Below are 22,838 nucleotides of genomic sequence, written 5' to 3'. Positions count from 1 at the left end.
ATCACGGGTCGAGACGGTGGACTGTCATCTTGCTGCAATTTCAGTGGGGTAGGGTAAGGCAGCTGAAAAGTGATCTCCTCGTCACTCTGAAAATATGCAATGTTCGTCTTCTCCCGCCCTGTGCGGGATTTTTTTTGCCTGCGATGCCATTCATGAATAATGCTATTCCGTGCCTTCCAAAATCTGTGCCAGCAGGTTGCGATATCCTTCCAGTACGGATTCGTCGACTTCCCGTTCCAGACGGTCAATGACATTCGCAATAATGGCTTTATTACTTGGCGTCCTGCCTGACTGCATCAACTCCTGCATGATCGCTTCCAGCAATTCGCTCTCTTTCGGTGCATGAAATGACGGACTATTAAAATAATCGGTGATGGCGCGTCCGGCGCCGGGTAGTGGCTGACTCATGGCTAACCTCCACAAACGCGCCGTCTGTGGCCACATGGCCACTGAAGGGTGAGATAATGACGTCATCGACATTGAACCGGACTGTCAGAACAACAGTCCGCCAGTTGCCTGGAAAATAAACAGATAAGATTATTAATTACTCTAGATGGCGCGCGCTGGAACGCCAGTCACAAACAGTTTTTTTTTACTGCTGTTATCACGAAATCGGCAAGCTGTGGTAAGTGCTGATGACTTCCAGGATGCCATTAATCATAAACTGCACCCCCATGCACACCAGCAAAAAGCCCATCAGACGAGAAATAGCTTCAATACCGCCTTTACCGACAAGACGCATGATCGCACCAGAACTGCGCAGACATCCCCAGAGGATAAGGCTGACGGCAGCAAAGACCAGCGGTGGCGCCGCAGTAACCACCCAGGGGGAAAATGTGGTGCCATTATGAATTGTTGAGGCGCTACTGATAATCATGGCAATGGTACCAGGACCCGCAGTGCTGGGCATCGCCAGCGGGACAAACGCAATATTCACCGCTTTATGTTCGCTCAACTCATCCTTTTTATGCTCAGCTTCCACCGAGTGCTCGATGTGTTGCTGCGGGAATAACATGCGGAAACCCAGAAATGCCACAATCAGGCCACCCGCAATACGCAACCCTGGGATGGAAATACCAAAGGTATCCATCACCACATTTCCGGCGTAATAGGCGATGGCCATAATGAGAAATACATAAAGTGAGGCCTGCGCGGCCTGACGGTTGCGTTCCTGATAATTCATGTCGCCTGCTAGTCCCAGGAACAGCGCCACCGTCGTGAGTGGGTTTGCCAAAGGCAGCAGTACCACCAGGCCAAGGCTAATGGCTTTCATCAGTTCTAACATTGCTGGGATCCTTGCATGCAATTAAATAGGGGGGAGTAGGCCATGATGCATTATACCCACCGTGATGCGAAGCGTAACTGAATTACAACAGGCAGAATTGACTCTGCGTGGTAATAAGGCCGGATGGAAATCAGTATGAGAGGTATGAGCCCTGTTGAGGTAAACAAAAAGTTAAAATTATTTTTTGTTTAAAATCAATTTGTTGTGTTTTTTATCTCGTTTTTATTATAGCAGCACTTGTACTCAGGCCTGGGTTATGAGTAAATGCTCCTGTCGGTTTTGATACAGACCCACGTATGCGAGCAATTTTAGTAAAGCAGTCTTCAGTTCAAGCGTTAGCCTAAGCTTCTTCCTGACTTCCTTCTGAGTGCCTCATAGTAACCCCTGTTGACAAACCCTGTGCCCACTGTGGCTTACTACAATTTTGAAGGAAAGACCCATGTCAATGACTGGTTTAGTAAAATGGTTCAACGCTGAGAAAGGTTTCGGCTTCATTTCCCCAACTGACGGCAGCAAAGATGTATTCGTACATTTCTCTGCAATCCAGAACGGCGGCTTCAAGACGCTGGAAGAAGGTCAGAAAGTATCTTTCACTATCGAAAATGGCCAGAAAGGCCCAGCAGCTGCTAACGTAACTGCTCTGTAAGATAGTGAATGTTCGTTAGTATGACACAGCGTTAAACCTGAATCATACGAAACGAAATCAAAAAACCCGCCTTATGGCGGGTTTTTTGCGTTTAAATACCGCCCGATTTTTTTTACTCACACTTTTTATCAGACACATACCGAGAATAACCTGACGACTCAGGGGAGTGTTGTTACACTCGAATCTCAGCTCTCCGCGACAGGTTATACGCACAGCACGATGGAATCCTGGAAAGTTAACCTCATCTCCGTCTGGTTCGGTTGTTTATTTACCGGGCTGGCCATCAGCCAGATTATCCCGTTTCTCCCGCTGTACGTTGAGCAACTGGGCGTTACGGATCCCAGCGCACTGACATTATGGTCAGGTCTGATCTTCAGCATCACCTTCCTCGTTTCCGCCATTGTCTCGCCCATGTGGGGCAGCCTTGCCGACCGTAAAGGCCGCAAGCTGATGCTGCTGCGTGCTTCTCTGGGAATGGGGGTGGTGATCCTGTTGCAGGCTTTTGTCACCAACGTGTGGCAGCTTCTGGCCCTGCGGGCGCTGATGGGGCTGACTTCCGGTTATATCCCCAATGCAATGGCGCTGGTCGCCGCGCAGGTACCGCGTGAACGCAGTGGCTGGGCACTGAGTATGGTCAGTACCGCGCAAATCTGCGGTGTTATTATGGGGCCGTTGATGGGGGGACTGCTGGCGGATTGGGTTGGGCTACAGGCGGTCTTCCTGATCACCTCCGGGCTGCTGCTGATCAGTTTCCTCATCACCTTGTTTCTGATTAAAGAGGGCGGCCCGCCACGGGTGAAGAAAGAGGACAAGCTTACTGGCAGCATGGTATTTCATACCCTCAGTCGCCCGGGATTAGTGATCAGCCTGTTCGTTACCACGCTGGTGATCCAGTTATGTAATGGTTCGATTAGCCCCATTTTGACGCTGTTTGTGCGTGAACTGGAGCCGAACGTACAGAATATTGCTTTTGTCAGCGGAATGGTTGCTGCTATCCCCGGTGTGTCCGCGCTGCTCTCAGCGCCAACGCTGGGCAAGCTCGGTGACCGAATAGGTGCCGAACGTATTTTGTTTGCAGCGCTGATTTTTTCCGTGGTGCTGTTTGTGGGGATGTCGTGGGCAGACAGTGCCGTGGAGTTAGGGATATTCCGTTTCCTGCTCGGCTTCGCCGATGGTGCGATGATGCCCGCGGTGCAGACGCTGCTGCTGCGCTATTCCAGTGACCAGGTGACCGGGCGTATTTTTGGCTATAACCAGTCTTTCATGTACCTCGGTAACGTCATCGGGCCACTGATGGGGTCGGCTATCTCCGCTGTCGGCGGTTTTCGCTGGGTATTTGCCGCGACGGCGGTGGTGGTCCTGGTGAACAGCGTGCAACTGATTTGGGTTTATCGTCAGTCCCGGCGCACCGCAGTGCTGCGCCGGGATGGGAAGGTCTAGCGGGCGAGCGACATACTCATCTGGTAACGATACTGGCGTTCAGACAACAGGAAGTCCGGGCTGACGCTCGGGCTCCAGGAGTCATCGCCACCAACGCCCATATGATAGCCATCAACAATCAGCCAGCACCCTGGTTCGTCACGGAGCAGATGACGGTGTGAAGTCTCGCGTAGCTGTTCCAGGCTGTGGCGGCTGAGTGAGAAATGGAACTCACCGTTGAGCCGCCAGTGACCGTAGGCCAGCTGCTGAGTGCCGCCGCGCAGGCCATTTTCACCGGGGAAGACATACGGCGTGCTCAATTGGTCAAGCGGCAACTGCCAGCGGGAGAACTCGGCTGCCAGTTGACGGTCAGGATAGTTTTCATGTGGGCCAAGGCCCAGCCAGCTTGCATTGCCGGCCACTTCTGCCAGCTGACAGCGCAGACCAATGCGTGCGGGTTCCGGCTGTCCGGCGGCAATGTCCACTTCAACTTCAATATGCATTACGCCCTGCGGATCAATCCGATAGCATTTACGGCTGAGGAAACGTAACTCTCCGGCAGACAACCAGGCGTGCTCTGTTCTGATCTGCACCCCATCACTCAGCGCATCGGCTTGCAAACGCAGCAACTGACTTTCCAGCTGATAATGGCCTGCTCGTTTCCAGCGTTCTACCCATGCGTGCGGATCGATACGTGTCACTTCGCTGATGCCGATATCATTATCAATGGGGGCGCGGGCAAAGAGATCGCGCAGTGGAGAGAGTAACTGGGGTTCACTGCCGTTCAGCCACTGTACCAGCTCACCGCTTTGGCGGCAGAATTGCCAGCATTGTTCGCCACGACGAACTTCAATCCACTGCGGCTCCTGGCTCAGTTGTGGCATTTCCCCCGCGGTCTGCGGTTCAGGTAGAGCCAGGGCCGCAGGCAGGCGCCAGCCATCCCATGCTACACGCTGACCGGCAGGTGACCAGTCGGTGGCGAGAGGTTGAATCACCTCAACCCGCAGCCACAGCTCGCCGGTCAGCGAGGGCAGAGCGCCCAGCGTTAATTCAATGCTGCCTTCCGGGGCGACATCCAGCGTATGTTGTCCCTCTGCTACTGCTTTTCCCTGATGCTCAATACGCCAGTGCAAATGTTCATTGTCGCTGTGGCGGAACAGGTATTCGCTGGCGATACGTACGGTTAATGGCGCAGTGCAGGTCAGTTCAAACTGGAAGAACTGCTGGGCGCGCTGGGCTTCAAACAGTGCCGGATGAGGCGTGCGGTCCGCAAACACCAGCCCATTCATACAGAACTGACGATCGTTGGGTGTGTCGCCAAAGTCACCGCCATAAGCCTGGAAGCGCTCACCGTTTTCGTCCAGGCGCGTCAGACTCTGGTCTACCCAGTCCCAGACAAAACCGCCCTGCAGACGGGGGAACTGGCGGAAAGCCTGCCAGTAGCGATCAAAACCGCCAAAACTGTTGCCCATGGCGTGCGCATATTCACACAGGATCAGCGGTCGGTTTTCTTCCGGCAGCCCGATCCATTTTTTAATTGACCATTTTGGCACAGCATCGAAGGGTTGATCCTGATCGACGCGGGCATACATCGGACAGATAATATCGGTCGCGGCGGTATCGGCCCCTCCGCCTTCGTACTGCACCGGACGGCTCGGATCCTGGCTCTTGATCCAGCGATAGAGCGCATCATGGGTGCTGCCATGGCCAGATTCGTTGCCCAGTGACCAGATGATAATGCAGGCGTGGTTACGATCGCGCTGCACCATGCGGATGACGCGTTCGCTGAAGGCGTTAAACCATGTTGGATCATCCGACAGTCGATTCATCGGTTGCATTCCGTGGGTTTCAATATTCGCTTCATCCACCACATACAGACCAAAACGGTCGCACAGGCGATACCACAATGGATGGTTTGGATAATGTGAGCAGCGCACCGCATTAAAGTTATGCTGCTTCATCAGCAGGATATCATTGATCATGGTGGCTTCATCGACCACCTGGCCGAAGTCCGGGTGATGTTCATGGCGGTTAGTCCCGCGGATCAGTAGCGCTTTGCCGTTGAGTTTCAGCAGGCCGCCACTCACTTCGACCTTGCGGAAGCCGACGTCATACGCCTCTGCTTCAATCAGCGTACCGCTGGCGTCCAGAAGGGAAACGACAACGCGATAAAGATGGGGCGTTTCGGCACTCCACAGCAGGGGCTGGTCAACATGCAATGTCAGTAGGGTGCGGTCGAGATAACGTCCGCGCTCGTCGATGACTGGCGTGCCAAATGGCTGATGATGATGCGCGATTTCCTGACCTTCACGCCACAGCGCTACCTGGAGCTGATAATTGCTGGCGTCCATCAGTGAGGTGAGTGCCAGGATGTTTAACTGTGCAGAACGATATTCCGGGCTGAGAACGGTCTCAATTTGGACATCACATAGCTGTACGGTCGGTTTATGCAGCAGGCTGACATCACGGAAAATCCCGCTCATGCGCCACATATCCTGATCTTCCAGATAGCTGCCGTCACACCAGCGCAGCACCAACACCGCAATGCGGTTTTCACCCTCATGCAGGCTGGTACTGAGGTCAAACTCTGCCGGCAGACGGCTATCCTGCGAGTAACCGATAAACTCGCCGTTGCACCACAGATAAAAGGCAGAGTTCACGCCGTCAAAAATGATTCGCGTCTGTCCCGTCGCCAGCCACTCAGGCTGACACTCGAATGTGAGCGAGTAACATCCCGTAGGGTTATCGGCAGGAACGCGGGGAGGATCAACCGGGATGGGGTACTGCACGTTGGTATAGATCGGGGCGTCATATCCCGCCAGCTGCCAGTTCGCCGGAACGGCTAAGCAATCAGCCAGGGGCAGATCGGCAGCCACCCACTCATCAGGCACCGCTTCCGGGCGAGTGAAATAGCTAAAGCGCCACTCTCCATTCAGTGACTGAATACTCTCACTGGCACGATCGTCCCGTGCAGCATCGCTTTGGCGCCAGCTGGAAAAAGGCGGATGAGCGGGCAGACGGTTGAGCTGCGTGACCGCCGGGTTTTCCCAGTGACGCTGAGAAAGTCGCTGTTGCAGAGTGAGTTGTGCAGAGTCGGTCATGCCAGATTCCTTATAAATGTTATGCGCTCACATTGATGCTGAAACGGAATGAAGTAAAGCAAAAAGAGTAGGGAATGCGATGCTGGTCGCAACATTTATGGGTAAAGAAAATCTGTAAATAGCCCGCCGTTCGCAGGGTTGTAGCGGGGAAATAGCAGGAAAACGTTAAGCGTCGTTACGCCGGGTAAAAAGGCCCCGGAACCAGAGAATTCTGCATTGTGAGGGGCATACGCGACGCTTACTATCAGCGCCAGTTGTCATTCACAGTTGTACGAGGGATTCACATGATTCGTGTCATTAAAGCGGTAAGTATCATTGCGCTGGTTGCAGCATTAAGCGGATGCCTGTTCCCACCTCCAGGCGGTGGCTGGGGAGGAGGACATGGCGGCGGTGGAGGACACGGTGGCGGTGGGCCTCGCGGTGGCTTTATGGAACAGGGGCGCTAAAACCTGACAGTTCGGGGGCCGACAGGTCCCCGAAAGTGAGTGCCAGCGTTTAAACAGGAAGAGCACCAGCGAAACGTTTCGAAAAAAACATCGCTTTAATTGCTCTGTTTTGGGGCATAACTCACGAAAATATAAAGCGAATATCAGTTTTCTTTTTTTGATGTGGATGATAACGTCTTGCTTTAACTCGCTGAGACAGTCGCATGAAAAACCTCATTGCTGAATTACTGGTAAGGCTGGCGGAAAAAGAAGAAGAGTCGAAAGAACTGGTGGCTCAGGTCGAAGCGCTGGAAATCGTCGTGACGGCACTGCTGCGTAAACTGGATGGCGAACAGCTTCAGCAAATTAATACCCATATTTCTGAAGCGATGCAGACGGCATCAACCGCAATGGCTCCAGATTATAAGAAAGACGCTTCTTTGTTGGAAAGTTATATTCATCGCCTGTTACACCATCCCCGACAGTAGTTCCACGATTCAATTAAACGCACATCGAACTCACATGTATGTGGTGATGGGCGCTTTCATATCACTTTTTGAAAATATTCCTGTTTACCCACTCGCTGAAAACAAAAGCCGTGCCACACTGATCATTGTGCTTATAACAATAATGGGATGGTATGCGAATGAAAGTTCAGTTACTGATAGCGGCTGCCCTGTTCTCACTGACGGCTGCCAGTTATGCTGGCGCCGCAGAGAAAACCGCACAGCAGCAAAAAATGACCGTCTGTAATCAGCAGGCAGGAGATAAGGCCCTGAAAGGGGATGAGCGCAAAACCTTTATGAGCAACTGTCTGAAGAAAGACAGCAAGATGGATGGCATGACGCCGCAGCAAATGAAGATGAAAACCTGTAATGCCGGGGCAGGTGAAAAAAACCTGAAAGGCGACGAGCGCAAAACCTTTATGAGCAATTGCCTGAAAAAAAGCTAATACATCGTGGGCTACCGTCCCGTGGATGGGCCGCCTGAGCCTTTTTTATCGCCTCAGGTTATCAGTGGCACTGATTGTTAATGTCAGTGCCATTTTCTTTTCCTAAACTCTATTTCCTCTCCAACGCCTCAGCGGTCTGCCGGGCCTTTGTTGTGCGTTATTCACTAACAACTACAGGATGTGTTGTATGGTGGCTTTCATCATTATCGGTATTTTTATTATTAGCGTGATCTATGCCCACTCGCGTGGCCGGATAAAGCTGAAGTTCTCACGACAGTTATTCGACCACTCAACCTTTATGGCACCCATCAATATGTTTATGACCGGGCTGTGCCTGCTGCCGCGTAAGCAGCCTTATTTTGATCATGACGTTTTTCCCGAATTAAAAAAGCTGACCGATAACTGGCAGGTTATTCGGGAGGAGGCGGTGCGTTTACAGGATCATATTAAAGCCGCGCAGTCGCCTAATGACGCCGGATTCAATACCTTCTTTAAGCGCGGCTGGAAACGCTTCTATCTTAAATGGTACGGCGATGCGCATCCTTCGGCGCAACAACTTTGCCCGCTAACGAGTGCATTACTGAGTGAGATCCCCGGTGTTAAAGCGGCCATGTTTGCCGAACTTCCCGCGGGGAGCCATTTGGGTAAACACCGCGATCCTTACGCTGGATCGGTGCGCTATCACCTTGGGCTGATAACGCCAAATGATAACCGCTGTTTTATTGAGGTGGATGGAATACGGCACAGCTGGCGTGATGGCGAAGCGGTGTTCTTCGATGAAACCTACGTGCACTGGGCGCAAAATGCGAGTGAGGAGACACGCATTATTCTGTTCTGTGACGTGGAACGCCCGATGAAATGGCCCTGGGCGCAGGCAGTGAATCGTTGGGTTGGGGCAAAAATTATGTCGGCGGCCAGTTCACCGAATGATGATGGGGATCGTGTTGGCGGCATCAACCGTATCTTTAAATACGTTAACCGTGCCCGGGATGCAGGGCAGAACCTGAAAAAACGCAATCGCACACTGTATTACGCGGTGAAGCGCATGCTGATTGTGGTGATTTTTCTGCTGATTATTTTGCCTGGCGTGATGAGTTAAGAAAGGGAACGGTGCCGCCGCAGGTACGGCACCAGGTCAATTACTGTTTGCTCATCTGCTCAGATTTCGCCATACATTGTTGCATCGCTTCAATCACTGCAGAACGGAAACCTTTCTGTTCCAGCACTTTTACGGCTTCGATGGTCGTACCGCCCGGAGAGCACACCATATCCTTCAGCTCGCCAGGGTGTTTACCGGTTTCAAGCACCATCTGCGCCGCACCTTTTACCGCCTGCGCGGCAAATTGATAGGCCTGCGCACGCGGCATTCCCCCCAGCACGGCGGCATCCGCCATCGCTTCAATAAACATAAACACGTAGGCTGGCGCTGAGCCACTGACGCCGACCACTGCATGAATCAGATATTCCGGCACCAGCGCGGCTTTACCGAAGCCGTTGAATATTTGCACCACTTCATCGGCTTCTTCGGCGGTGACCAGCACGTTGGGTGTTACCGAGGTCATGCCTTCGTTGACCAGCGCCGGGGTATTTGGCATCACACGTATAATTTTGCGATCATGCCCCAGCACCGTGGCCAGCGAGTCCAAAGTGACACCTGCAGCGATGGAGACGATCACCGTCTCTTTGTGCAGGCTGCCAGCGATATCCTTCAATACAGACAGGATCACATTGGGTTTCACCGCGCCAAACAGGATATCGCACTGGCGGGCGACCTCTTCGGCACTCTCTGCCGGGGTGATGCCGTACTGCTGTTGCATCGCCTGGTTGGTGGCGGGTTTACGGTCGAAAACCAGAATATTTTCAGGTTTGACCTGACCCGCAGCGACCAGGCCCGCAATGATGGCTTTAGACATATTACCGCAGCCAATAAAGCCTACTTTCTTATCCATGACGATCTCCCTGGTTATTCAGTCTGTCAGAATCTGGCTGATGCCATTCCTCCACCTTAACTCAGCTTCAGTCTGGCTTAAACCTCAAAGGATGCCTGAATTTTTGGTTGCCATTGTGGGAAACAATGTTGAAGATCGTGATTATTCTCGACTCTCAGTAAAAGGAGAAGGCGATGCCAATCTGGGTGGATGCCGATGCGTGCCCGAAAGTGATTAAAGAAGTGCTGTACCGTGCAGCAGAGCGCGAGCAGATGATGGTAACGCTGGTCGCTAATCAGTCACTGAGCGTGCCGCCGTCGCGTTTTCTGCGGACTCTGCGCGTTCCGGCAGGGTTTGACGTGGCAGATAATGAAATTGTGCAGCGTGCGGAAGCAGGCGATCTGGTGATCACGGCGGATATCCCGCTGGCAGCGGAAGTCATGGAGAAAGGCGCGATAGCGCTGAATCCACGCGGTGAACGCTACAGCGAAGCGACTATTCGTGAGCGTCTGACGATGCGTGACTTTATGGATACGATGCGCGCCAGTGGCGTGCAGACGGGGGGACCGCCCACGCTTAACCAGCGTGACCGCCAGCAGTTTGCCAATGAACTGGACAAATGGTTACAACAACAGCGTAAATGATCGATAGCCTCTCCCGCATTGCAGGAGAGGCATAATCAGTCGTCAGACAAAACTGTCATCATCAAAATCGTTGTCATCAAAACTGTCATTACTGAAATCGTCATTGGCATAATCCTGTTGCAGACCGTTGTCCTGCCCCAGGAACGACGAATTGTCGCTGCCGTTATTAAACGTGTCGAGGTTATTGCTGAGATCAGGGTCTGGTAGCGCCGGTTCGTTAATAATATTGACGATCTCTTCCGGCTGTTGGTGATGGAACATACTGGTCAGCATCTCGGCCATGACGACCCCCCCGGCGACGCCAACCGCGGTCTGTAATGCACCGCCGAGGAAACCCCGACCCGCAGCAGGCGCTGCGGCATAAGCGGGTTGCTGTGGCTGGGCTGGCGTATTATTCCAGGGCTGTGTGGGCGCGGGGGGCTGCTGTAGGGGTTGCGCACGGTTCCCCCCGCCAAACAGACCGGAGAGAAAACCTCCGCTGCTCTGCTGCGGTTGTTGCGGTTGTTGCCGGGCCTGCGTCAGCTCGCTTTCCAGCTGAGTAACGCGTGCGTTTAGCTGTTTCATCGCCGCCTCCTGAATCAGAAGGGCTTGCGCCATGTAGTAGGGCGCTCCGGGTTGCTGCTGCACCTGCTGTTGGATCAGTTTCTCTGCCGCACTGTCACGGGGGCCGGACTGTGACTCCGCCTGTTTCAATCGGGTAAACAGGCTGTCAATTAACTGCTGTTCTTCGTTCTGCATAAGGATTCTCCGGAAACGGGCGACAGCGTTTATAGTGGCAAGACCGCAGGGAAAGTAAATCATGCTGGCGTAAGGAAATGTTGCGGCAAGAAAGGCGTGTGTTCACTATGTGTAAATAAATTATTACACCAATAATTGATTATTAAACAAAAGCTTAATGGGTTGGTGTGCATGCACTGCTGTAAATAAAACGTTACTGCTGGCCCGCCGGGAAAATGTCGGGTATTATGCGCTGCAACGTTATTCATTGGTTGGCCTGCTGCGCCTAATTATCGGCGTCGGCGTTTGCTAAAGGAAGTGCCTGTTATGTCATTACCCATCTATCTGGTCGGCGCACGTGGCTGCGGAAAAACAACCGTTGGACATGCACTGGCGCTGGCATTAGGGTACGCCTTCTTTGACACCGACCACGCATTGCAGCAGTCCAGTGGGCAAACCGTTGCGGATATTGTGACTCGTGAAGGATGGCCGGGCTTCCGCCTGCGTGAAACCGCATCGCTGAAAACCGTCACTGCACCCTCAACGGTGATCGCCACGGGTGGCGGCATGGTCTTATCCGAAGAAAATCGTCAGTTTATGCGTGAACATGGGCAGGTCATCTATCTGAATGCCGATGCCGCTGTTCTGGCAGATCGTCTTGAAGCCTATCCTGAAGCCGAACAGCGTCCGACACTGACCGGGCGGCCGATTGCGGAAGAGATGGTTGAAGTGCTGGCGGCGCGTGATGCGTTATATCGCCAGACTGCGCACCATATTATTAACGCTATGCAGTCCCCTGACGGCGTCGTCAGCCAGATCCTCAGCGTGCTTTCTCTCGCCCGCGCCAGCTAAATTCTCTGTTGGTGCAGCGTTGCCTGCACCCCTCTTGCCTGCTTTCTCCCTTGTCCCGCAGATAAACCGTTTCGATTGTCTATACTCAGGTAAGGTCATCATACTGGCCGCGCACGTTTACTGACATCAAAAGGGGGCACTATGCCAGGCAGACCACCATATCCACGAGAAGCGAACATCATACCGGTCGAGAAAGGCGCGCCCGGCAAATCGGTGATCTGGTATGAACTCCGTGCCGACCATCCGAAACCTGATTCTTTGATCAGCGAGCACAAAACCGAGCAGGAAGCGCTGGATGCTAAAAAACGCTATGAAGACCAGTCGAAAGAATAAAAAATGGTGTGTACAGGCAAGGATGCCGACATCCGTTTTACTCCGCACTATTGTCGCAATTTCTTACGAATAATCTTACTTTTAACCTCGCGCCGTCACAGCATAAATGCCTGCTGCTACGGGATTTATCGCCATAAATATTCACTATTTCGCCCTCTCTGGCATATTGAAGTATCACCTTCAGTCCTGACAAAATGATCACATCGGTGACCTTCCTCCTGCACCCAAATTAATGCTTGACCCTGATTCACCCTGGCCGTAGGTTTATCAAAACGGTAAAACAGGAACAGGAGTTCCTAATAGTGGAACAAAAGGTATGACCACCTTAGAGAATGCGACGGCGGTACTGAAACTTTTTAATCGAAGTGGAGTGAGCCAGGGCCAGCCAGGCCTGACGTTTACCGATATTGCCCAGGCGTTGGGGCTGCCGAAAAGCACCGTTTCGCGGCTGCTATCTACCATGGAAAGCGAAGGTCTGCTGGAGCGCGATCCCGATACCCGCTGCTTTCATGTCGGGCATATGCTGCTGACGCTGGCCAGTAACTATCTCTCCACGCCGCTGGTGGATGGTGCGTCATCAATGATGGCGAGGCTGGCTGCGGAATCCAGCTGTACGGGCTATATCTCCGTGCTGGAAGGGCGTGAGATTATGGTGATGCGCATGTTCCAGGGCCGAATGTTCATTCAGGTTGTTACTCCGCCAGGGAGCCGTCTGCCGGCGGCAGAAACGTCGGTTGGTCGGGCGATCCTCTCCCGTTATAGCGATGATTATGTCCGAAAACTTTATGCCGGAAGCTGGCAGGTGAACTCGCCGAATTCACCGCAGACGCTGGATGAATTGCTCACTGAACTGGCCAGTATTCGTCAACAAGGATGGGCGCTGGCCCGCAATGAAACCTTACAGGGGATCAGTGCGGTATCCACCACGATTACCAATAAACATCGGGGGGAAACGGTCGCACTTTGCCTGTCGTTTCCGTCTGAGCATCATGCGTCACCTTATTCTTCCTCCGCGCTGGACGCATTACAGATTGTGACGCGTGAGCTGGCGGGGAAATACGGTGACCGCGCAGGGCAGGGAGGCAATATGACCTCTGCCCTGCAGTAATTACCTCATCTCCTTTTCGGATATGAAGTACGCCTCCACCAGGGCACCTGCAGTACCACGTAGTGACATGATTATCTGAAACAGCCCGTCAGAGGCAGGATGATCATCCCCAGAAGGGGTCCCCTGATACCTCAGGGGATCTCTCTTTTTTGCCTGAAACTGACGTTGCTCAATGTGATCTAACCCCTGTTTCTGTGTGGGGTCGCACATTGATGAGATCAGGTTCAAGGATAATCAAAGGGTGTCGGGGGGTTACTGCTATTATTCAGTAGAGAATACCAAAGGCCATTGCGCCCTCGCCCCAGGGGGAGAGGTTAAGCAGCCGCCAAAGATTAAGCAGGATGATAGCCTGTTGTCAGTGGAACTATGCACTATGAAGCCATCTCTGGTTACTCTCTCTTGTGGGCAGTCTCCACGCACCGACATTCTGCCGCTGCTGCTGGAGCATCTTCCTGAAGAGCAAATCGTTCATGTCGGGCTGCTTGATGACCTGACGCATGCGCAAATTGAGCGGCAATATGCGCCCGACACAGGGGGCAAAATGCAGGTTATCCGGCTGAATGACGGTAGCCAGGTCTGCGTGTCGGCTGAGAAAATCACAACGGAATTGCAGCAGCGCATTCTGATGTTAGAAGAGTGCGGGTACGACACTATCCTACTATTGTGTTCGGGTGACTGCGGCCCCCTTTACGCCAGTACCGCTGTGCTGCTGGAGCCTGACCGTCTGGTCCCTCCGCTGGTGAAGGCCATTGTTGGCGGGCATCAGGTCGGGATCGTGGTATCGGTTGCCGGGCAAATTCATGCTCAGAAGAATAAATGGAAAAACCTGAAGCATCCCCCCTGTTTTGCCGTTGCCAGCCCGTATCATGCCAATGATGAGCCGCTTATTGAGGCCGCATTATCATTACAGGAGCAAGGTGCCGATGTGGTGGTGCTGGACTGCATGGGCTATCACCCGCGTCATCGCGATTTTTTACAGGCACTTCTCGGTATTCCGGTTCTGTTGTCTAACATGCTGATTGCCCGTTTGGCGGCAGAACTGTTGGTATAAGTCACGATTGCAGTGCGTGGTACGCAATAGTGCGTGACAGCCTGTTAATTATGGCTCTACACTGCAAACTTACCTTTGTCTCTGATTTTAAGGAAATTATATGCTCAATGTTAGTGAGTATTTCGACGGTAAAGTGAAGTCGATTGGTTATGAGAGCGCCAGCACAGGTCGTGCCAGTGTGGGTGTGATGGCTGAAGGCGAGTACACTTTTGGTACGGCTCAGGCAGAAGAGATGACCGTGGTAAGTGGTTCCCTGAAAGTGTTACTGCCAGGGGAAGTTGAGTGGAAACTCTATCAGCCAGGCCAGATCTTTAACGTGCCGGGCCACAGTGAGTTTCATTTGCAGGTGGCTGAGCCTTCTGCGTATCTGTGCCGTTATCTGAAAGATTGATTTAAGCAGGGTCGGGCATGCCCGACCCCTACGTGTAGGGGCGACGCATGCGTCGCCCGCAACAGCATTAACGCTCTGCTTCGCCGCCTAACGCTTCCACAGTATTGCTGATTAACGCAGCCAGCTCGCCCGTCATCAGAATAAAGTCAGCATCAAAACGTCCTGTCACATCTTCCCGATCAATATCGTCGTTCTGTTCGCGCAGGATGTCTGAGAATTTGAGGCGCTTGATCGAACCATCATCAGACAAGATCATCTGAATACGTTCCTGCCAATCGAGAGCCAGTTTCGTCACCAGTTTTCCGGCTTCGATATGGTTGGCGATCTCGTCGCACACCAGATCCTGTTTCTTGCAGCGGATCACGCCGCCATCTTCCAGAATCGCTTTCAGTTCAGCTTCATCCATCAGTGCAAATCCTGCCGGCAGTTCACCGGAACGCACCCATTCTGTCATCGTCAGTTCAATCGGGCTTTCCAGCGTCAGCGGCACCACGGGCAGTGAGCCGAGGCTTTTACGCAGCAGGGCGAGCGTATCTTCTGCTTTTTTCGCGCTGGCGCAGTCGACCATAATCAGGTTGTTAACGGTGTCGATCCACACATAGGTCTGGCTGTAACGGCTGAAGGCGCGTGGCAACAGGCTGTGCAGCACTTCATCTTTCAGAGAGTCTTTTTCTGTTTTTTTCAGCTTGCGCGATTGCTCAGCTTCCAGTTTACTTATTTTCGCTTCCAGTGCTTGCTTGATCACCGGCGATGGCAGCATTTTCTCTTCTTTACGCGCACAAATCAGAATCTGACCGTTGGTGACGTGCGTCAGATCGTCGCTACGTGGACCAATGGGAGAAACCCAACCGGTCTTGGCCATATCCTGGCTACCGCAGGGGGTGAAAGAGAAGGCATCGAGCTGTTTTTCCATCTCGTCTGCTACCAGCGGAATGTCGCGATTAAGACGATAAACCATCAAATTTTTAAACCACAGCATGCTGCATTCCCTCTCCGGACGCGCAAAAGGCGCGCGAGTTCAAAGTCAGCGCGCATGATAGCGAATCGGCGGCGGGGTTTCATTGCCTTTCAGCACCGCTCCTTCTAAGGTAATAATCTCACCGTCAAATCATGAGGAATAACAAGTGCGTATCGGTATCGATTTAGGTGGCACGAAAACAGAAGTGATTGCCTTATCCGACCAGGGGGAGGAACTGTTCCGCTATCGCGTCCCCACGCCGCGTGACGACTATGAAAAAACCCTGGAAAACATTATCGGGTTAGTACGCCGCGCAGAAGAAGTGACGGGCCAGCAGGGCACAGTGGGGCTGGGGATCCCCGGTACGCTATCGCCTTATACCCGGCGAGTAAAAAATGCTAACTCCACCTGGCTCAACGGTCAGCCGCTGGATAAAGATTTACAGCAGCGACTGGGCCGTGAGGTGCGTATCGCCAATGATGCCAACTGCCTGGCGGTGTCTGAAGCCGTGGACGGTGCGGCCGCAGGCAAACAAACGGTGTTCGCGGTGATTATTGGCACCGGGTGCGGTGCGGGAGTCGCGCTGAATGGCCAGGCACACAGTGGTGGCAACGGCAATGCGGGGGAGTGGGGTCATAACCCGCTGCCGTGGATGGATGAAGATGAGCTGCGCTACCGGGAAGAGGTTCCCTGCTACTGCGGTAAGGCAGGCTGCATTGAAACCTTTATCTCCGGAACCGGGTTTGCCACGGATTACCAGCGCCTGAGCGGCGTGTCATTAAAAGGCGCGGAGATTATGCAGCGGGTGGCACAACAGGACCCGGTGGCCGAATTGGCGATGAGCCGCTATGAACTGCGCCTGGCGAAGTCGCTGGCCCACGTGGTGAATATTCTTGATCCGGACATGATTGTGCTGGGTGGGGGAATGAGTAACGTCGAGCGGTTGTATCAGACGGTGCCACTGCTGGTGAAAAACTGGGTGTTTGGCGGAGAGTTTGAAACGCCCATCCGGCAGGCTGTTCACGGTGATTCCAGCGGCGTGCGCGGTGCGGCCTGGTTGTGGCCGTTGTAATGCGTAAAACAAGGGCCGATCGGAAAATGATCGGCCCCAACGGCGAGTTAATGCAATCTGACCTTATTCGCCATGCAGCATCGCATCATGTGGTGCGTTGTCACGCTGGCTTTTGGTCATCAGGAACCACAGGTAACCTGCCAGCATCAGCGCCACAAACAGCACACCGATAAGGGCGTTAAACCACAGCATCGCAATCAGACACACCACAGCCAGTACCAGCGCAATCGCGGGAACGATCGGATAACCTGGTGCGCGGAAGGTGCGATCCAGCTCCGGGGCAGTGCGGCGCAGACGGAACAGGCTCAGCATACTCATGATGTACATCACGATGGCACCAAATACCGCCATGGTGATCATCGCTGCGGTCAGTGACATGCCCTGCAGGTTGATCCAGCTGTCGCTAAAAATAGCGGCGATACCGATCACACCACCCGCAATAATGGCGCGGTGAGGGGTCTGGAAACGTGACAGTTTCGCCAGGCCCGCAGGCAGATAGCCAGCGCGAGACAGAGCGAAGAACTGGCGTGAGTAGCCGAGGATAATACCGTGGAAACTGGCAATCAGACCGAACAGACCGATCCACACCAGCATGTGCATCCAGTTAGAGTGCTCACCCACGATCATTTTCATTGCCTGCGGTAGCGGATCGTTAATGTTAGACAGTACGCGCCAGTCTCCAGCCCCCCCGGCCATCAGCATCACCCCGAGGGCCAGCACCACCAGCGTCAGGATCCCGGCAATATAGGCACGCGGGATCGTACGTTTCGGATCTTTCGCTTCTTCTGCTGCCATCGCTGCGCCTTCAATGGCGAGGAAGAACCAGATGGCAAATGGGATCGCGGCAAAGATACCTGACAGTGCCGGCATGCCGAAGTGTTCACCGCCTGCCCAGCCGTTAGCGGCAAAGTTGGCAATACTGAAGCCCGGTGCGACCACGCCCATAAACACCAGCAGTTCGAACACCGCCAGTACGGTGACCACTAACTCAAACATCGCCGCCAGTTTCACCCCCAGAATATTCAACGTCATAAAGACAATATAGGCACCCACCGCTGCGTACTTCGGGTTGAGTTCCGGGTACTGAACGTTGAGATAGGCACCGATGGCCATCGCAATCGCCGGAGGAGCAAAGACGAATTCAATCAGCGTGGCCATACCGGCAATCAGGCCGCCGGTCTCACCAAATGCACGACGGCTGTAGGCAAACGGGCCACCCGCATGTGGAATCGCGGTGGTCAGCTCGGTAAAGCTGAAGATAAAACAGGTATACATGGTGGCGATCATTAGCGTTGTCAGCAAAAAGCCGAGTGTTCCCGCCACGCCCCAGCCGTAGCTCCAGCCAAAATATTCCCCTGAAATGACCAAACCGACTGCAATGCCCCACAAATGTATGGTGCCCAGCGTGGGCTTTAATTTCGTTGTCATGTCGTTATCCCCGTGAGTGTGTTTCCCCTTCATCCCCTACGCCGCAGATGTTTGTGGCGTAGAGGCGGTTGGAGAGCGTTATTCGATAATGCCGTTGCCCGTTGGGGGAAACTTGACGCGGGCATGATGATTTTTGTGCTCGCGGGTCAACTCACTCGCAAAAAAAGTGCCAGGTGTACGCTGCGGTCAAAACAGGGTCGTCTGCTGTCAAGCCGGAAGAGGGCAAGCGATAGGATGCTGTCAGGCAAAGAAGCACTGCCTGAAACTGACTCCGGAGCCAGACTATGACCGCAAAACAATATGACACCCTGAACAATACCGCACTGCTGCGCCTCGCCGAAATGACACTGTTGCGCTATCCGGCAGCGTTACAGGGCAAACTTAGCCTGCTGTGCCGTTCAGAAAACGCGACCTTTTTACTCGAAGCGGGTGGCAAACGTTATGCCTTGCGCCTGCACCGGGCGGATTATCACCAGCGTGCCGATATTGAAAGTGAGTTGCAGTGGCTGGATGCCCTACGTGAAACCGGCATTGATGTGCCGCAGGCGGTCGTCGATCGTGAAGGACAACGCGTACAAACGCTGATGCTGGAGGAGGGTTCGGTACGTCATGCCGTGCTGTTCCACTGGATCGAGGGGGAGATGCCGGGGACCGATGTTGATCCGCGTGCCTTTCAGCAACTGGGGAATATTACCGCTCGCCTGCATCAGCACAGCCGCAGATGGCAGCGCCCGGCGGGTTTTCAGCGTATCATCTGGGATCATCACACCATGGTCAGCCCGCAAAGCCATTGGGGCGACTGGCGCGATGCGCCGAATTTGCACGTCCAGGATCACGGCATTGTGGAGGAGACGATCGCGCGAGTGGGAGCGACGCTGGCAGAGTTCGGCAAGGAGCCCCGCAACTACGGGCTGATCCACGCCGATCTGCGACTGACGAATCTGCTGCTGTATAAAGGCGAAACCCGGGTGATCGATTTTGATGACTGCGGTTTCGGCTGGTATCTGCACGATCTGGCGGCGGCGATCAGTTTTGTCGAGCACCATCCGCGTGCCGCAGAATGGGTTGAACACTGGATCCGGGGCTACGAGCAGGTTGCACATATCACCGATGCTGAGATGGAAAGGATACCCGCGCTACTGATCCAGCGCCGGATCCAGCTGCTGGCCTGGGCGGGATCGCATGCGGAAACGGAGATGGCGCAAAGTCTTGGGCCACAGTGGGCGGATCATTCTGTGCGTTTGTGCCACCGCTACCTGGAGACGCGCGATCTGCCTGTTGGCGTATAACCCTCATGTTACTGCACCGTGGACGGGCAACGCTGCGCCTCCACAGTGCTTATTCGCACTGAGCCGTAGGCTAACACGCTGATTTTGTCCGATGTTGTGGTTGGTACGCAATTTGCTGTGTAAAGAGGAGTAAAGAGCCCACACCGCAGCAGGAGGCATTAATCATGTTACCCAACCCATTGGCCCGTTCAGAAACCAGCCATGTTCTGCACAGTGCCAGCGCCTGCAATCGTGGGGTCCTGGCTGCTGCTGCCAGTGGACTGAGCGAGTTTATCTGCCACAGCGGCGGTGATGTTGATCGAATTTTTGGCGTCAGCGGTATCGACCCGGAGTTGCTGGCACAGCCCACGCTCAGTCTGGGCTTAATCAACTATTGCCGGGTGATGGAAGAAGCGGCACGGTATTCAGGTTGTGATAATTTCGGTTTACATTACGGCAGGCAGTTTAAACCGCAGTCATTAGGTCTGATTGGCTACATCGGTCTGTGCAGCGCCACGCTGGAACAGGCACTGCACAATGTGGCGAATGCGTTTCCGTGGCACCAGCACGATACGCTGACGCGGCTGGTGGATAAGGGGGACTGCTGGCGGCTGGATTATCAGGTGCGTCACGGTGCTATCCTCTGCCGTCGCCAGGATGCGGAACTCACGCTCGGCATGTTCCTTAACCTGATCCGCCATGTGGCAGGAAAAAACTGGGCGCCGCGTGAGGTGCATTTCGAACACCCACGTCCCTCACAATGGCATGAGCACTGTAAAGTGTTCGATGCCCCTGTCTATTTCGATCAACCTTTCAACTCCTTACTGATCCCGAAACGCGATTTGCTCCGTGCGATGCCGGACAGCGATCCCTTATTACTGAGCGTAATGCAGGATGCTATCCAGCGTCTGAACAGCAGTACGCCGCAGCAGAATATCGTCGATCAGGCGCGGGCGCAGGTTCATCTGGTGATCCTGCAAGGGGAACCTGTACTGGATGATGTGGCGGAAAAAATGGGGTTGTCGAGCTGGTCATTACAGCGACGCCTGCGCGAGGAAGGGCTGAGTTTTACCACGCTGGTGGATAACGTACGCTGCGAAATGGCGAAACACTATTTGCAGCAGCGTCAGCTGCCGATTTCCGAAATGGCCCTGTTGTTGGGATATTCTGAGGTCAGTGCGTTCTCCCGTGCTTTTCGTCGCTGGTTTGGCATCAGCCCACGTCAGTGGCGACAGGATGAGCTGACAGGATAAGCCATCGTATGAGGTCACGAGTAAGGTATCACTGAAGGCTCGGATAATCCTTATATTTGCATCAAGATGACGTGGCTTATTTTAGTTAAATGACTATGATTCACATCCCCCATGTGATTTGTTACCGTGATAAATTAAAATAATTAAACATTTCAGTTTATTTTTATAATTTCTCTGTGGTAGTCTTCCGTGCCAAAGGCGTCCTGCCTTTATTTTATAATAACCCGTGCTGATTATATTCTGGATATTCATTCCGGATCAGGGTTTTTATTTGAGTTATGAATTCATTCAGGGATATGAAATGAAATCCAAATGCCTTGTTGTTTTAACCTTATTAAGCGCGTCGGTGATCACCGGCTGCGCGACGGAATCCTCACGTTCTATTGAAGCCCCTCAGGTTGCAGCTGCGACTCAGCCACACTATCAGGGCGTAAAAAGCCCGATTGCTGTCGGTAAGTTTGATAACCGCTCTGCGTATATGAATGGCATATTTTCTGACGGTGTCGATCGGTTAGGTAACCAGTCGAAAACCATCCTGATTACCCATTTGCAGCAGACTGGCCGTTTTAATGTGCTGGACCGCGCTAACCTTGATGAGCTGAAAGCCGAAGCGCAGTACAAAGGCAGCCAGCAGTCCATTACAGGTGCCAACTATGTTATCACCGGCGATATTACCGAGTTTGGTCGTAAAGAAGTGGGCGACCAGCAGCTGTGGGGCATTCTTGGCCGCGGTAAGTCTCAGGTCGCCTATGCCAAAGTGAACCTGAATGTGGTGGATGTCACCACCTCAGAAGTGGTGTATTCCGTTCAGGGCGCAGGTGAATACACTCTGTCTAATCGCGAAGTGATTGGCTTTGGTGGTACCGCCAGCTATGACTCCACGCTGAATGGTAAAGTGATGGATTTAGCGGTACGCGAAGCAGTGAATCATCTGGTGAATGGAATCGAATCTGGCGCATGGCGTCCGGTTAAATAAAATAATAAGGAATTAACAGTGAAGATGATTAACGTTGTCTGCGTGGCTGCCGCCGCGCTGCTAATGACGGCCTGTGCCCAAAAAAAAGAAACGGTCTATTACTGGGGGGATTACCAGTCCTCACTTTATAGCTATTACAAACGTGACAAATCACCTGAACAACAGATTGAATCGCTGAACGCGGTGGTTGAGCAGGCGAAAGCAAAAAATAAACCCGTACCTCCTGGCTTGCATGCCCAGATAGGATTGCTATATGTGGAAACCAGCCGTCCAGACCTGGCTTTTCAGCAGTTCAATGCCGAAAAATCACAGTTCCCGGAATCAGCCGCTTATATGGATTTTCTGATGCGCAATAAGGACAAGAAATAATGAAATTACGGATCTTTATTGCCGCAGCTGTGGCGCTGGTACTGAGTGGTTGTGCTAAACAGACGCCTTATGACTATACGGCTTTTCGTGCCAGCAAACCTACCTCGATTGTGGTGTTGCCTGCGAAGAACAGCAGCCCGGATATTCAGGCTGCCCACAGTCTGGTGTCGGTGATAACCGCGCCGCTGGCCGAGTCCGGTTATTATGTGTTCCCGGTGGCGGTGGTAGATAAAACCTTTGAGCAGAACGGCCTGGCCAGTGCCGATGATGCTCAGGGTGTCAGCACCGCTAAACTACACGAGATTTTCCATGCTGATGCGGCGCTGTATGTTGAAGTGATCAGCTACGGCACCCAATATAGGGTCGTGGACAGTGCGACTCAGGTCAGCGCAGTAGCACGTCTGGTTGACCTGCGTACCGGTAAACAGATCTGGGCGGGTAAAGGCTTTGCGTCCGATGCTCAGGACAACAGTAACAACGGCCTGGTGGGCATGTTGATAACGGCAGCGGTGAAGCAAATCTCCAACAATATGACCGACAAAAGTCATGATATAGCGATTATTGCCGGGAGCACGATGCTCTCTGCCGATGGTCGCAACGGCAGTATCCTGCCAGGGCCGCGCGCCAAAGTGAAAACGGCGTTATAACGCTGATGCAAACAG

General features: G+C 53.3%; 25 protein-coding genes. 18 read left to right on the top strand and 7 right to left on the bottom strand.

Going from position 1 to position 22,838, the window contains the following annotated elements:
- Positions 1-162: 162 nt before the first annotated feature.
- Together HHI26_RS06410 and HHI26_RS06405 are read right to left on the bottom strand one after the other, a co-directional pair.
- Positions 163-408 (bottom strand): biofilm development regulator YmgB/AriR family protein, encoded by a 246-nt coding sequence (locus tag HHI26_RS06410; protein ID WP_171148803.1) that lies wholly within the window; start codon positions 406-408, stop codon positions 163-165.
- A gap of 196 nt (positions 409-604) precedes the next feature.
- Positions 605-1,285, bottom strand: a complete 681-nt coding sequence (locus HHI26_RS06405) for a MarC family NAAT transporter (protein WP_133846253.1) — start codon at positions 1,283-1,285, stop codon at positions 605-607.
- 439 nt (positions 1,286-1,724) lie between these two features.
- Here HHI26_RS06405 and cspA point away from each other — a divergent pair, with 439 nt between their 5' ends.
- The gene (cspA, locus tag HHI26_RS06400) at positions 1,725-1,931 is read left to right on the top strand and encodes an RNA chaperone/antiterminator CspA (protein ID WP_133846254.1); all 207 of its coding nucleotides are present in this window, start codon (positions 1,725-1,727) and stop codon (positions 1,929-1,931) included.
- A gap of 219 nt (positions 1,932-2,150) precedes the next feature.
- Entirely contained in the window at positions 2,151-3,371 is a 1,221-nt protein-coding gene (locus HHI26_RS06395) for a multidrug efflux MFS transporter (protein WP_171148802.1), read from the top strand.
- On the opposite strand, the gene HHI26_RS06390 is transcribed toward HHI26_RS06395, so the two are convergent.
- Positions 3,368-6,451, bottom strand: a complete 3,084-nt coding sequence (locus tag HHI26_RS06390) for a beta-galactosidase (protein ID WP_171148801.1) — start codon at positions 6,449-6,451, stop codon at positions 3,368-3,370. The two genes, HHI26_RS06395 and HHI26_RS06390, sit on opposite strands and share 4 nt — an antisense overlap.
- A gap of 284 nt (positions 6,452-6,735) precedes the next feature.
- On the opposite strand from HHI26_RS06390, the gene HHI26_RS06385 reads away from it, so the two are divergent.
- The 4 genes from HHI26_RS06385 (at position 6,736) to lpxO (ending at position 8,927) form a co-directional block, all read left to right on the top strand.
- On the top strand, positions 6,736-6,897 hold the full coding sequence (locus HHI26_RS06385; protein ID WP_166653759.1) for a hypothetical protein: 162 nt from the start codon (positions 6,736-6,738) through the stop codon (positions 6,895-6,897).
- A gap of 203 nt (positions 6,898-7,100) precedes the next feature.
- On the top strand, positions 7,101-7,364 hold the full coding sequence (gene iraP, locus HHI26_RS06380; protein ID WP_133846257.1) for an anti-adapter protein IraP: 264 nt from the start codon (positions 7,101-7,103) through the stop codon (positions 7,362-7,364).
- Between the two features lie 158 nt (positions 7,365-7,522).
- Complete coding sequence (locus tag HHI26_RS06375; RefSeq protein ID WP_171148800.1) at positions 7,523-7,828, top strand: PsiF family protein; 306 nt, start codon at positions 7,523-7,525, stop codon at positions 7,826-7,828.
- A gap of 187 nt (positions 7,829-8,015) precedes the next feature.
- Entirely contained in the window at positions 8,016-8,927 is a 912-nt protein-coding gene (gene lpxO, locus HHI26_RS06370; protein WP_133846259.1) for a lipid A hydroxylase LpxO, read from the top strand.
- A 40-nt stretch (positions 8,928-8,967) separates the two neighbouring features.
- Here the strand turns inward: lpxO and proC are convergent, their stop codons facing one another.
- Complete coding sequence (gene proC, locus HHI26_RS06365; protein ID WP_133846260.1) at positions 8,968-9,777, bottom strand: pyrroline-5-carboxylate reductase; 810 nt, start codon at positions 9,775-9,777, stop codon at positions 8,968-8,970.
- A 173-nt stretch (positions 9,778-9,950) separates the two neighbouring features.
- Between proC and HHI26_RS06360 the strand changes: the two genes are divergently transcribed.
- Positions 9,951-10,400 (top strand): YaiI/YqxD family protein, encoded by a 450-nt coding sequence (locus HHI26_RS06360; protein ID WP_133846261.1) that lies wholly within the window; start codon positions 9,951-9,953, stop codon positions 10,398-10,400.
- Positions 10,401-10,442: 42 nt separating this feature from the next.
- Here HHI26_RS06360 and HHI26_RS06355 read toward each other — a convergent pair whose 3' ends face one another.
- On the bottom strand, positions 10,443-11,138 hold the full coding sequence (locus tag HHI26_RS06355; protein ID WP_171148799.1) for a DUF2076 domain-containing protein: 696 nt from the start codon (positions 11,136-11,138) through the stop codon (positions 10,443-10,445).
- Between the two features lie 306 nt (positions 11,139-11,444).
- Between HHI26_RS06355 and aroL the strand changes: the two genes are divergently transcribed.
- The 5 genes from aroL to ppnP all read left to right on the top strand — a co-directional run bounded on the left by aroL (position 11,445) and on the right by ppnP (position 14,852).
- Entirely contained in the window at positions 11,445-11,969 is a 525-nt protein-coding gene (aroL, locus tag HHI26_RS06350; protein ID WP_133846263.1) for a shikimate kinase AroL, read from the top strand.
- A 141-nt stretch (positions 11,970-12,110) separates the two neighbouring features.
- Positions 12,111-12,302, top strand: a complete 192-nt coding sequence (locus HHI26_RS06345; RefSeq protein ID WP_133846264.1) for a YaiA family protein — start codon at positions 12,111-12,113, stop codon at positions 12,300-12,302.
- Between the two features lie 316 nt (positions 12,303-12,618).
- A complete protein-coding gene (locus tag HHI26_RS06340) occupies positions 12,619-13,410 on the top strand; it encodes an IclR family transcriptional regulator (RefSeq protein WP_133846265.1) in 792 nt (263 codons plus the stop codon).
- Positions 13,411-13,783: 373 nt separating this feature from the next.
- Positions 13,784-14,461: an AroM family protein gene (locus HHI26_RS06335; protein WP_167864055.1), complete on the top strand. Its 678-nt coding sequence runs from the start codon at positions 13,784-13,786 to the stop codon at positions 14,459-14,461.
- 100 nt (positions 14,462-14,561) lie between these two features.
- Entirely contained in the window at positions 14,562-14,852 is a 291-nt protein-coding gene (gene ppnP, locus HHI26_RS06330) for a pyrimidine/purine nucleoside phosphorylase (RefSeq protein WP_133846267.1), read from the top strand.
- A gap of 67 nt (positions 14,853-14,919) precedes the next feature.
- Here ppnP and rdgC read toward each other — a convergent pair whose 3' ends face one another.
- A complete protein-coding gene (gene rdgC / locus HHI26_RS06325) occupies positions 14,920-15,831 on the bottom strand; it encodes a recombination-associated protein RdgC (protein ID WP_133846268.1) in 912 nt (303 codons plus the stop codon).
- A gap of 145 nt (positions 15,832-15,976) precedes the next feature.
- On the opposite strand from rdgC, the gene mak reads away from it, so the two are divergent.
- Entirely contained in the window at positions 15,977-16,882 is a 906-nt protein-coding gene (gene mak / locus HHI26_RS06320) for a fructokinase (RefSeq protein WP_133846269.1), read from the top strand.
- Positions 16,883-16,945: 63 nt separating this feature from the next.
- On the opposite strand, the gene eat is transcribed toward mak, so the two are convergent.
- Positions 16,946-18,310 (bottom strand): ethanolamine permease, encoded by a 1,365-nt coding sequence (eat, locus tag HHI26_RS06315; RefSeq protein ID WP_133846270.1) that lies wholly within the window; start codon positions 18,308-18,310, stop codon positions 16,946-16,948.
- Between the two features lie 284 nt (positions 18,311-18,594).
- Here eat and HHI26_RS06310 point away from each other — a divergent pair, with 284 nt between their 5' ends.
- The 5 genes from HHI26_RS06310 to HHI26_RS06290 all read left to right on the top strand — a co-directional run bounded on the left by HHI26_RS06310 (position 18,595) and on the right by HHI26_RS06290 (position 22,823).
- The gene (locus HHI26_RS06310) at positions 18,595-19,599 is read left to right on the top strand and encodes a phosphotransferase (protein WP_171148798.1); all 1,005 of its coding nucleotides are present in this window, start codon (positions 18,595-18,597) and stop codon (positions 19,597-19,599) included.
- A 164-nt stretch (positions 19,600-19,763) separates the two neighbouring features.
- Positions 19,764-20,831 carry an AraC family transcriptional regulator gene (locus HHI26_RS06305; RefSeq protein ID WP_159337649.1) on the top strand — a complete coding sequence of 356 codons (1,068 nt, stop codon included), beginning with the start codon at positions 19,764-19,766 and terminating at the stop codon, positions 20,829-20,831.
- Positions 20,832-21,132: 301 nt separating this feature from the next.
- Positions 21,133-21,807 carry a CsgG/HfaB family protein gene (locus HHI26_RS06300; protein WP_133846273.1) on the top strand — a complete coding sequence of 225 codons (675 nt, stop codon included), beginning with the start codon at positions 21,133-21,135 and terminating at the stop codon, positions 21,805-21,807.
- Between the two features lie 18 nt (positions 21,808-21,825).
- Positions 21,826-22,176 carry a DUF4810 domain-containing protein gene (locus HHI26_RS06295; RefSeq protein WP_133846274.1) on the top strand — a complete coding sequence of 117 codons (351 nt, stop codon included), beginning with the start codon at positions 21,826-21,828 and terminating at the stop codon, positions 22,174-22,176.
- Positions 22,176-22,823 (top strand): DUF799 domain-containing protein, encoded by a 648-nt coding sequence (locus HHI26_RS06290; RefSeq protein ID WP_133846275.1) that lies wholly within the window; start codon positions 22,176-22,178, stop codon positions 22,821-22,823. Before HHI26_RS06295 ends, HHI26_RS06290 begins: the two co-directional genes overlap by 1 nt.
- The last annotated feature ends 15 nt before the right edge of the window (positions 22,824-22,838 follow it).

Source organism: Erwinia sp. JH02 (genome assembly GCF_013074405.1).
Classification (GTDB): Bacteria; Pseudomonadota; Gammaproteobacteria; order Enterobacterales; family Enterobacteriaceae; genus Erwinia; species Erwinia rhapontici.
Note: the sequence above shows the minus strand (reverse complement) of the source record. Positions and strands in the feature narration are given on the sequence as shown.

Coding starts and splice junctions, on each gene's coding strand:
- cspA (WP_133846254.1), top strand. CDS start 1,725: ATGTCAATGACTGGTTTAGTAAAATGGTTCAACGCTGAGAAAGGTTTC.
- HHI26_RS06335 (WP_167864055.1), top strand. CDS start 13,784: ATGAAGCCATCTCTGGTTACTCTCTCTTGTGGGCAGTCTCCACGCACC.
- HHI26_RS06395 (WP_171148802.1), top strand. CDS start 2,151: ATGGAATCCTGGAAAGTTAACCTCATCTCCGTCTGGTTCGGTTGTTTA.
- HHI26_RS06360 (WP_133846261.1), top strand. CDS start 9,951: ATGCCAATCTGGGTGGATGCCGATGCGTGCCCGAAAGTGATTAAAGAA.
- iraP (WP_133846257.1), top strand. CDS start 7,101: ATGAAAAACCTCATTGCTGAATTACTGGTAAGGCTGGCGGAAAAAGAA.
- HHI26_RS06410 (WP_171148803.1), bottom strand. CDS start 408: ATGAGTCAGCCACTACCCGGCGCCGGACGCGCCATCACCGATTATTTT.
- HHI26_RS06305 (WP_159337649.1), top strand. CDS start 19,764: ATGTTACCCAACCCATTGGCCCGTTCAGAAACCAGCCATGTTCTGCAC.
- HHI26_RS06290 (WP_133846275.1), top strand. CDS start 22,176: ATGAAATTACGGATCTTTATTGCCGCAGCTGTGGCGCTGGTACTGAGT.
- HHI26_RS06310 (WP_171148798.1), top strand. CDS start 18,595: ATGACCGCAAAACAATATGACACCCTGAACAATACCGCACTGCTGCGC.
- HHI26_RS06405 (WP_133846253.1), bottom strand. CDS start 1,285: ATGTTAGAACTGATGAAAGCCATTAGCCTTGGCCTGGTGGTACTGCTG.
- rdgC (WP_133846268.1), bottom strand. CDS start 15,831: ATGCTGTGGTTTAAAAATTTGATGGTTTATCGTCTTAATCGCGACATT.
- HHI26_RS06390 (WP_171148801.1), bottom strand. CDS start 6,451: ATGACCGACTCTGCACAACTCACTCTGCAACAGCGACTTTCTCAGCGT.
- aroL (WP_133846263.1), top strand. CDS start 11,445: ATGTCATTACCCATCTATCTGGTCGGCGCACGTGGCTGCGGAAAAACA.
- eat (WP_133846270.1), bottom strand. CDS start 18,310: ATGACAACGAAATTAAAGCCCACGCTGGGCACCATACATTTGTGGGGC.
- HHI26_RS06375 (WP_171148800.1), top strand. CDS start 7,523: ATGAAAGTTCAGTTACTGATAGCGGCTGCCCTGTTCTCACTGACGGCT.
- ppnP (WP_133846267.1), top strand. CDS start 14,562: ATGCTCAATGTTAGTGAGTATTTCGACGGTAAAGTGAAGTCGATTGGT.
- proC (WP_133846260.1), bottom strand. CDS start 9,777: ATGGATAAGAAAGTAGGCTTTATTGGCTGCGGTAATATGTCTAAAGCC.
- HHI26_RS06340 (WP_133846265.1), top strand. CDS start 12,619: ATGACCACCTTAGAGAATGCGACGGCGGTACTGAAACTTTTTAATCGA.
- lpxO (WP_133846259.1), top strand. CDS start 8,016: ATGGTGGCTTTCATCATTATCGGTATTTTTATTATTAGCGTGATCTAT.
- HHI26_RS06385 (WP_166653759.1), top strand. CDS start 6,736: ATGATTCGTGTCATTAAAGCGGTAAGTATCATTGCGCTGGTTGCAGCA.
- HHI26_RS06355 (WP_171148799.1), bottom strand. CDS start 11,138: ATGCAGAACGAAGAACAGCAGTTAATTGACAGCCTGTTTACCCGATTG.
- HHI26_RS06300 (WP_133846273.1), top strand. CDS start 21,133: ATGAAATCCAAATGCCTTGTTGTTTTAACCTTATTAAGCGCGTCGGTG.
- HHI26_RS06345 (WP_133846264.1), top strand. CDS start 12,111: ATGCCAGGCAGACCACCATATCCACGAGAAGCGAACATCATACCGGTC.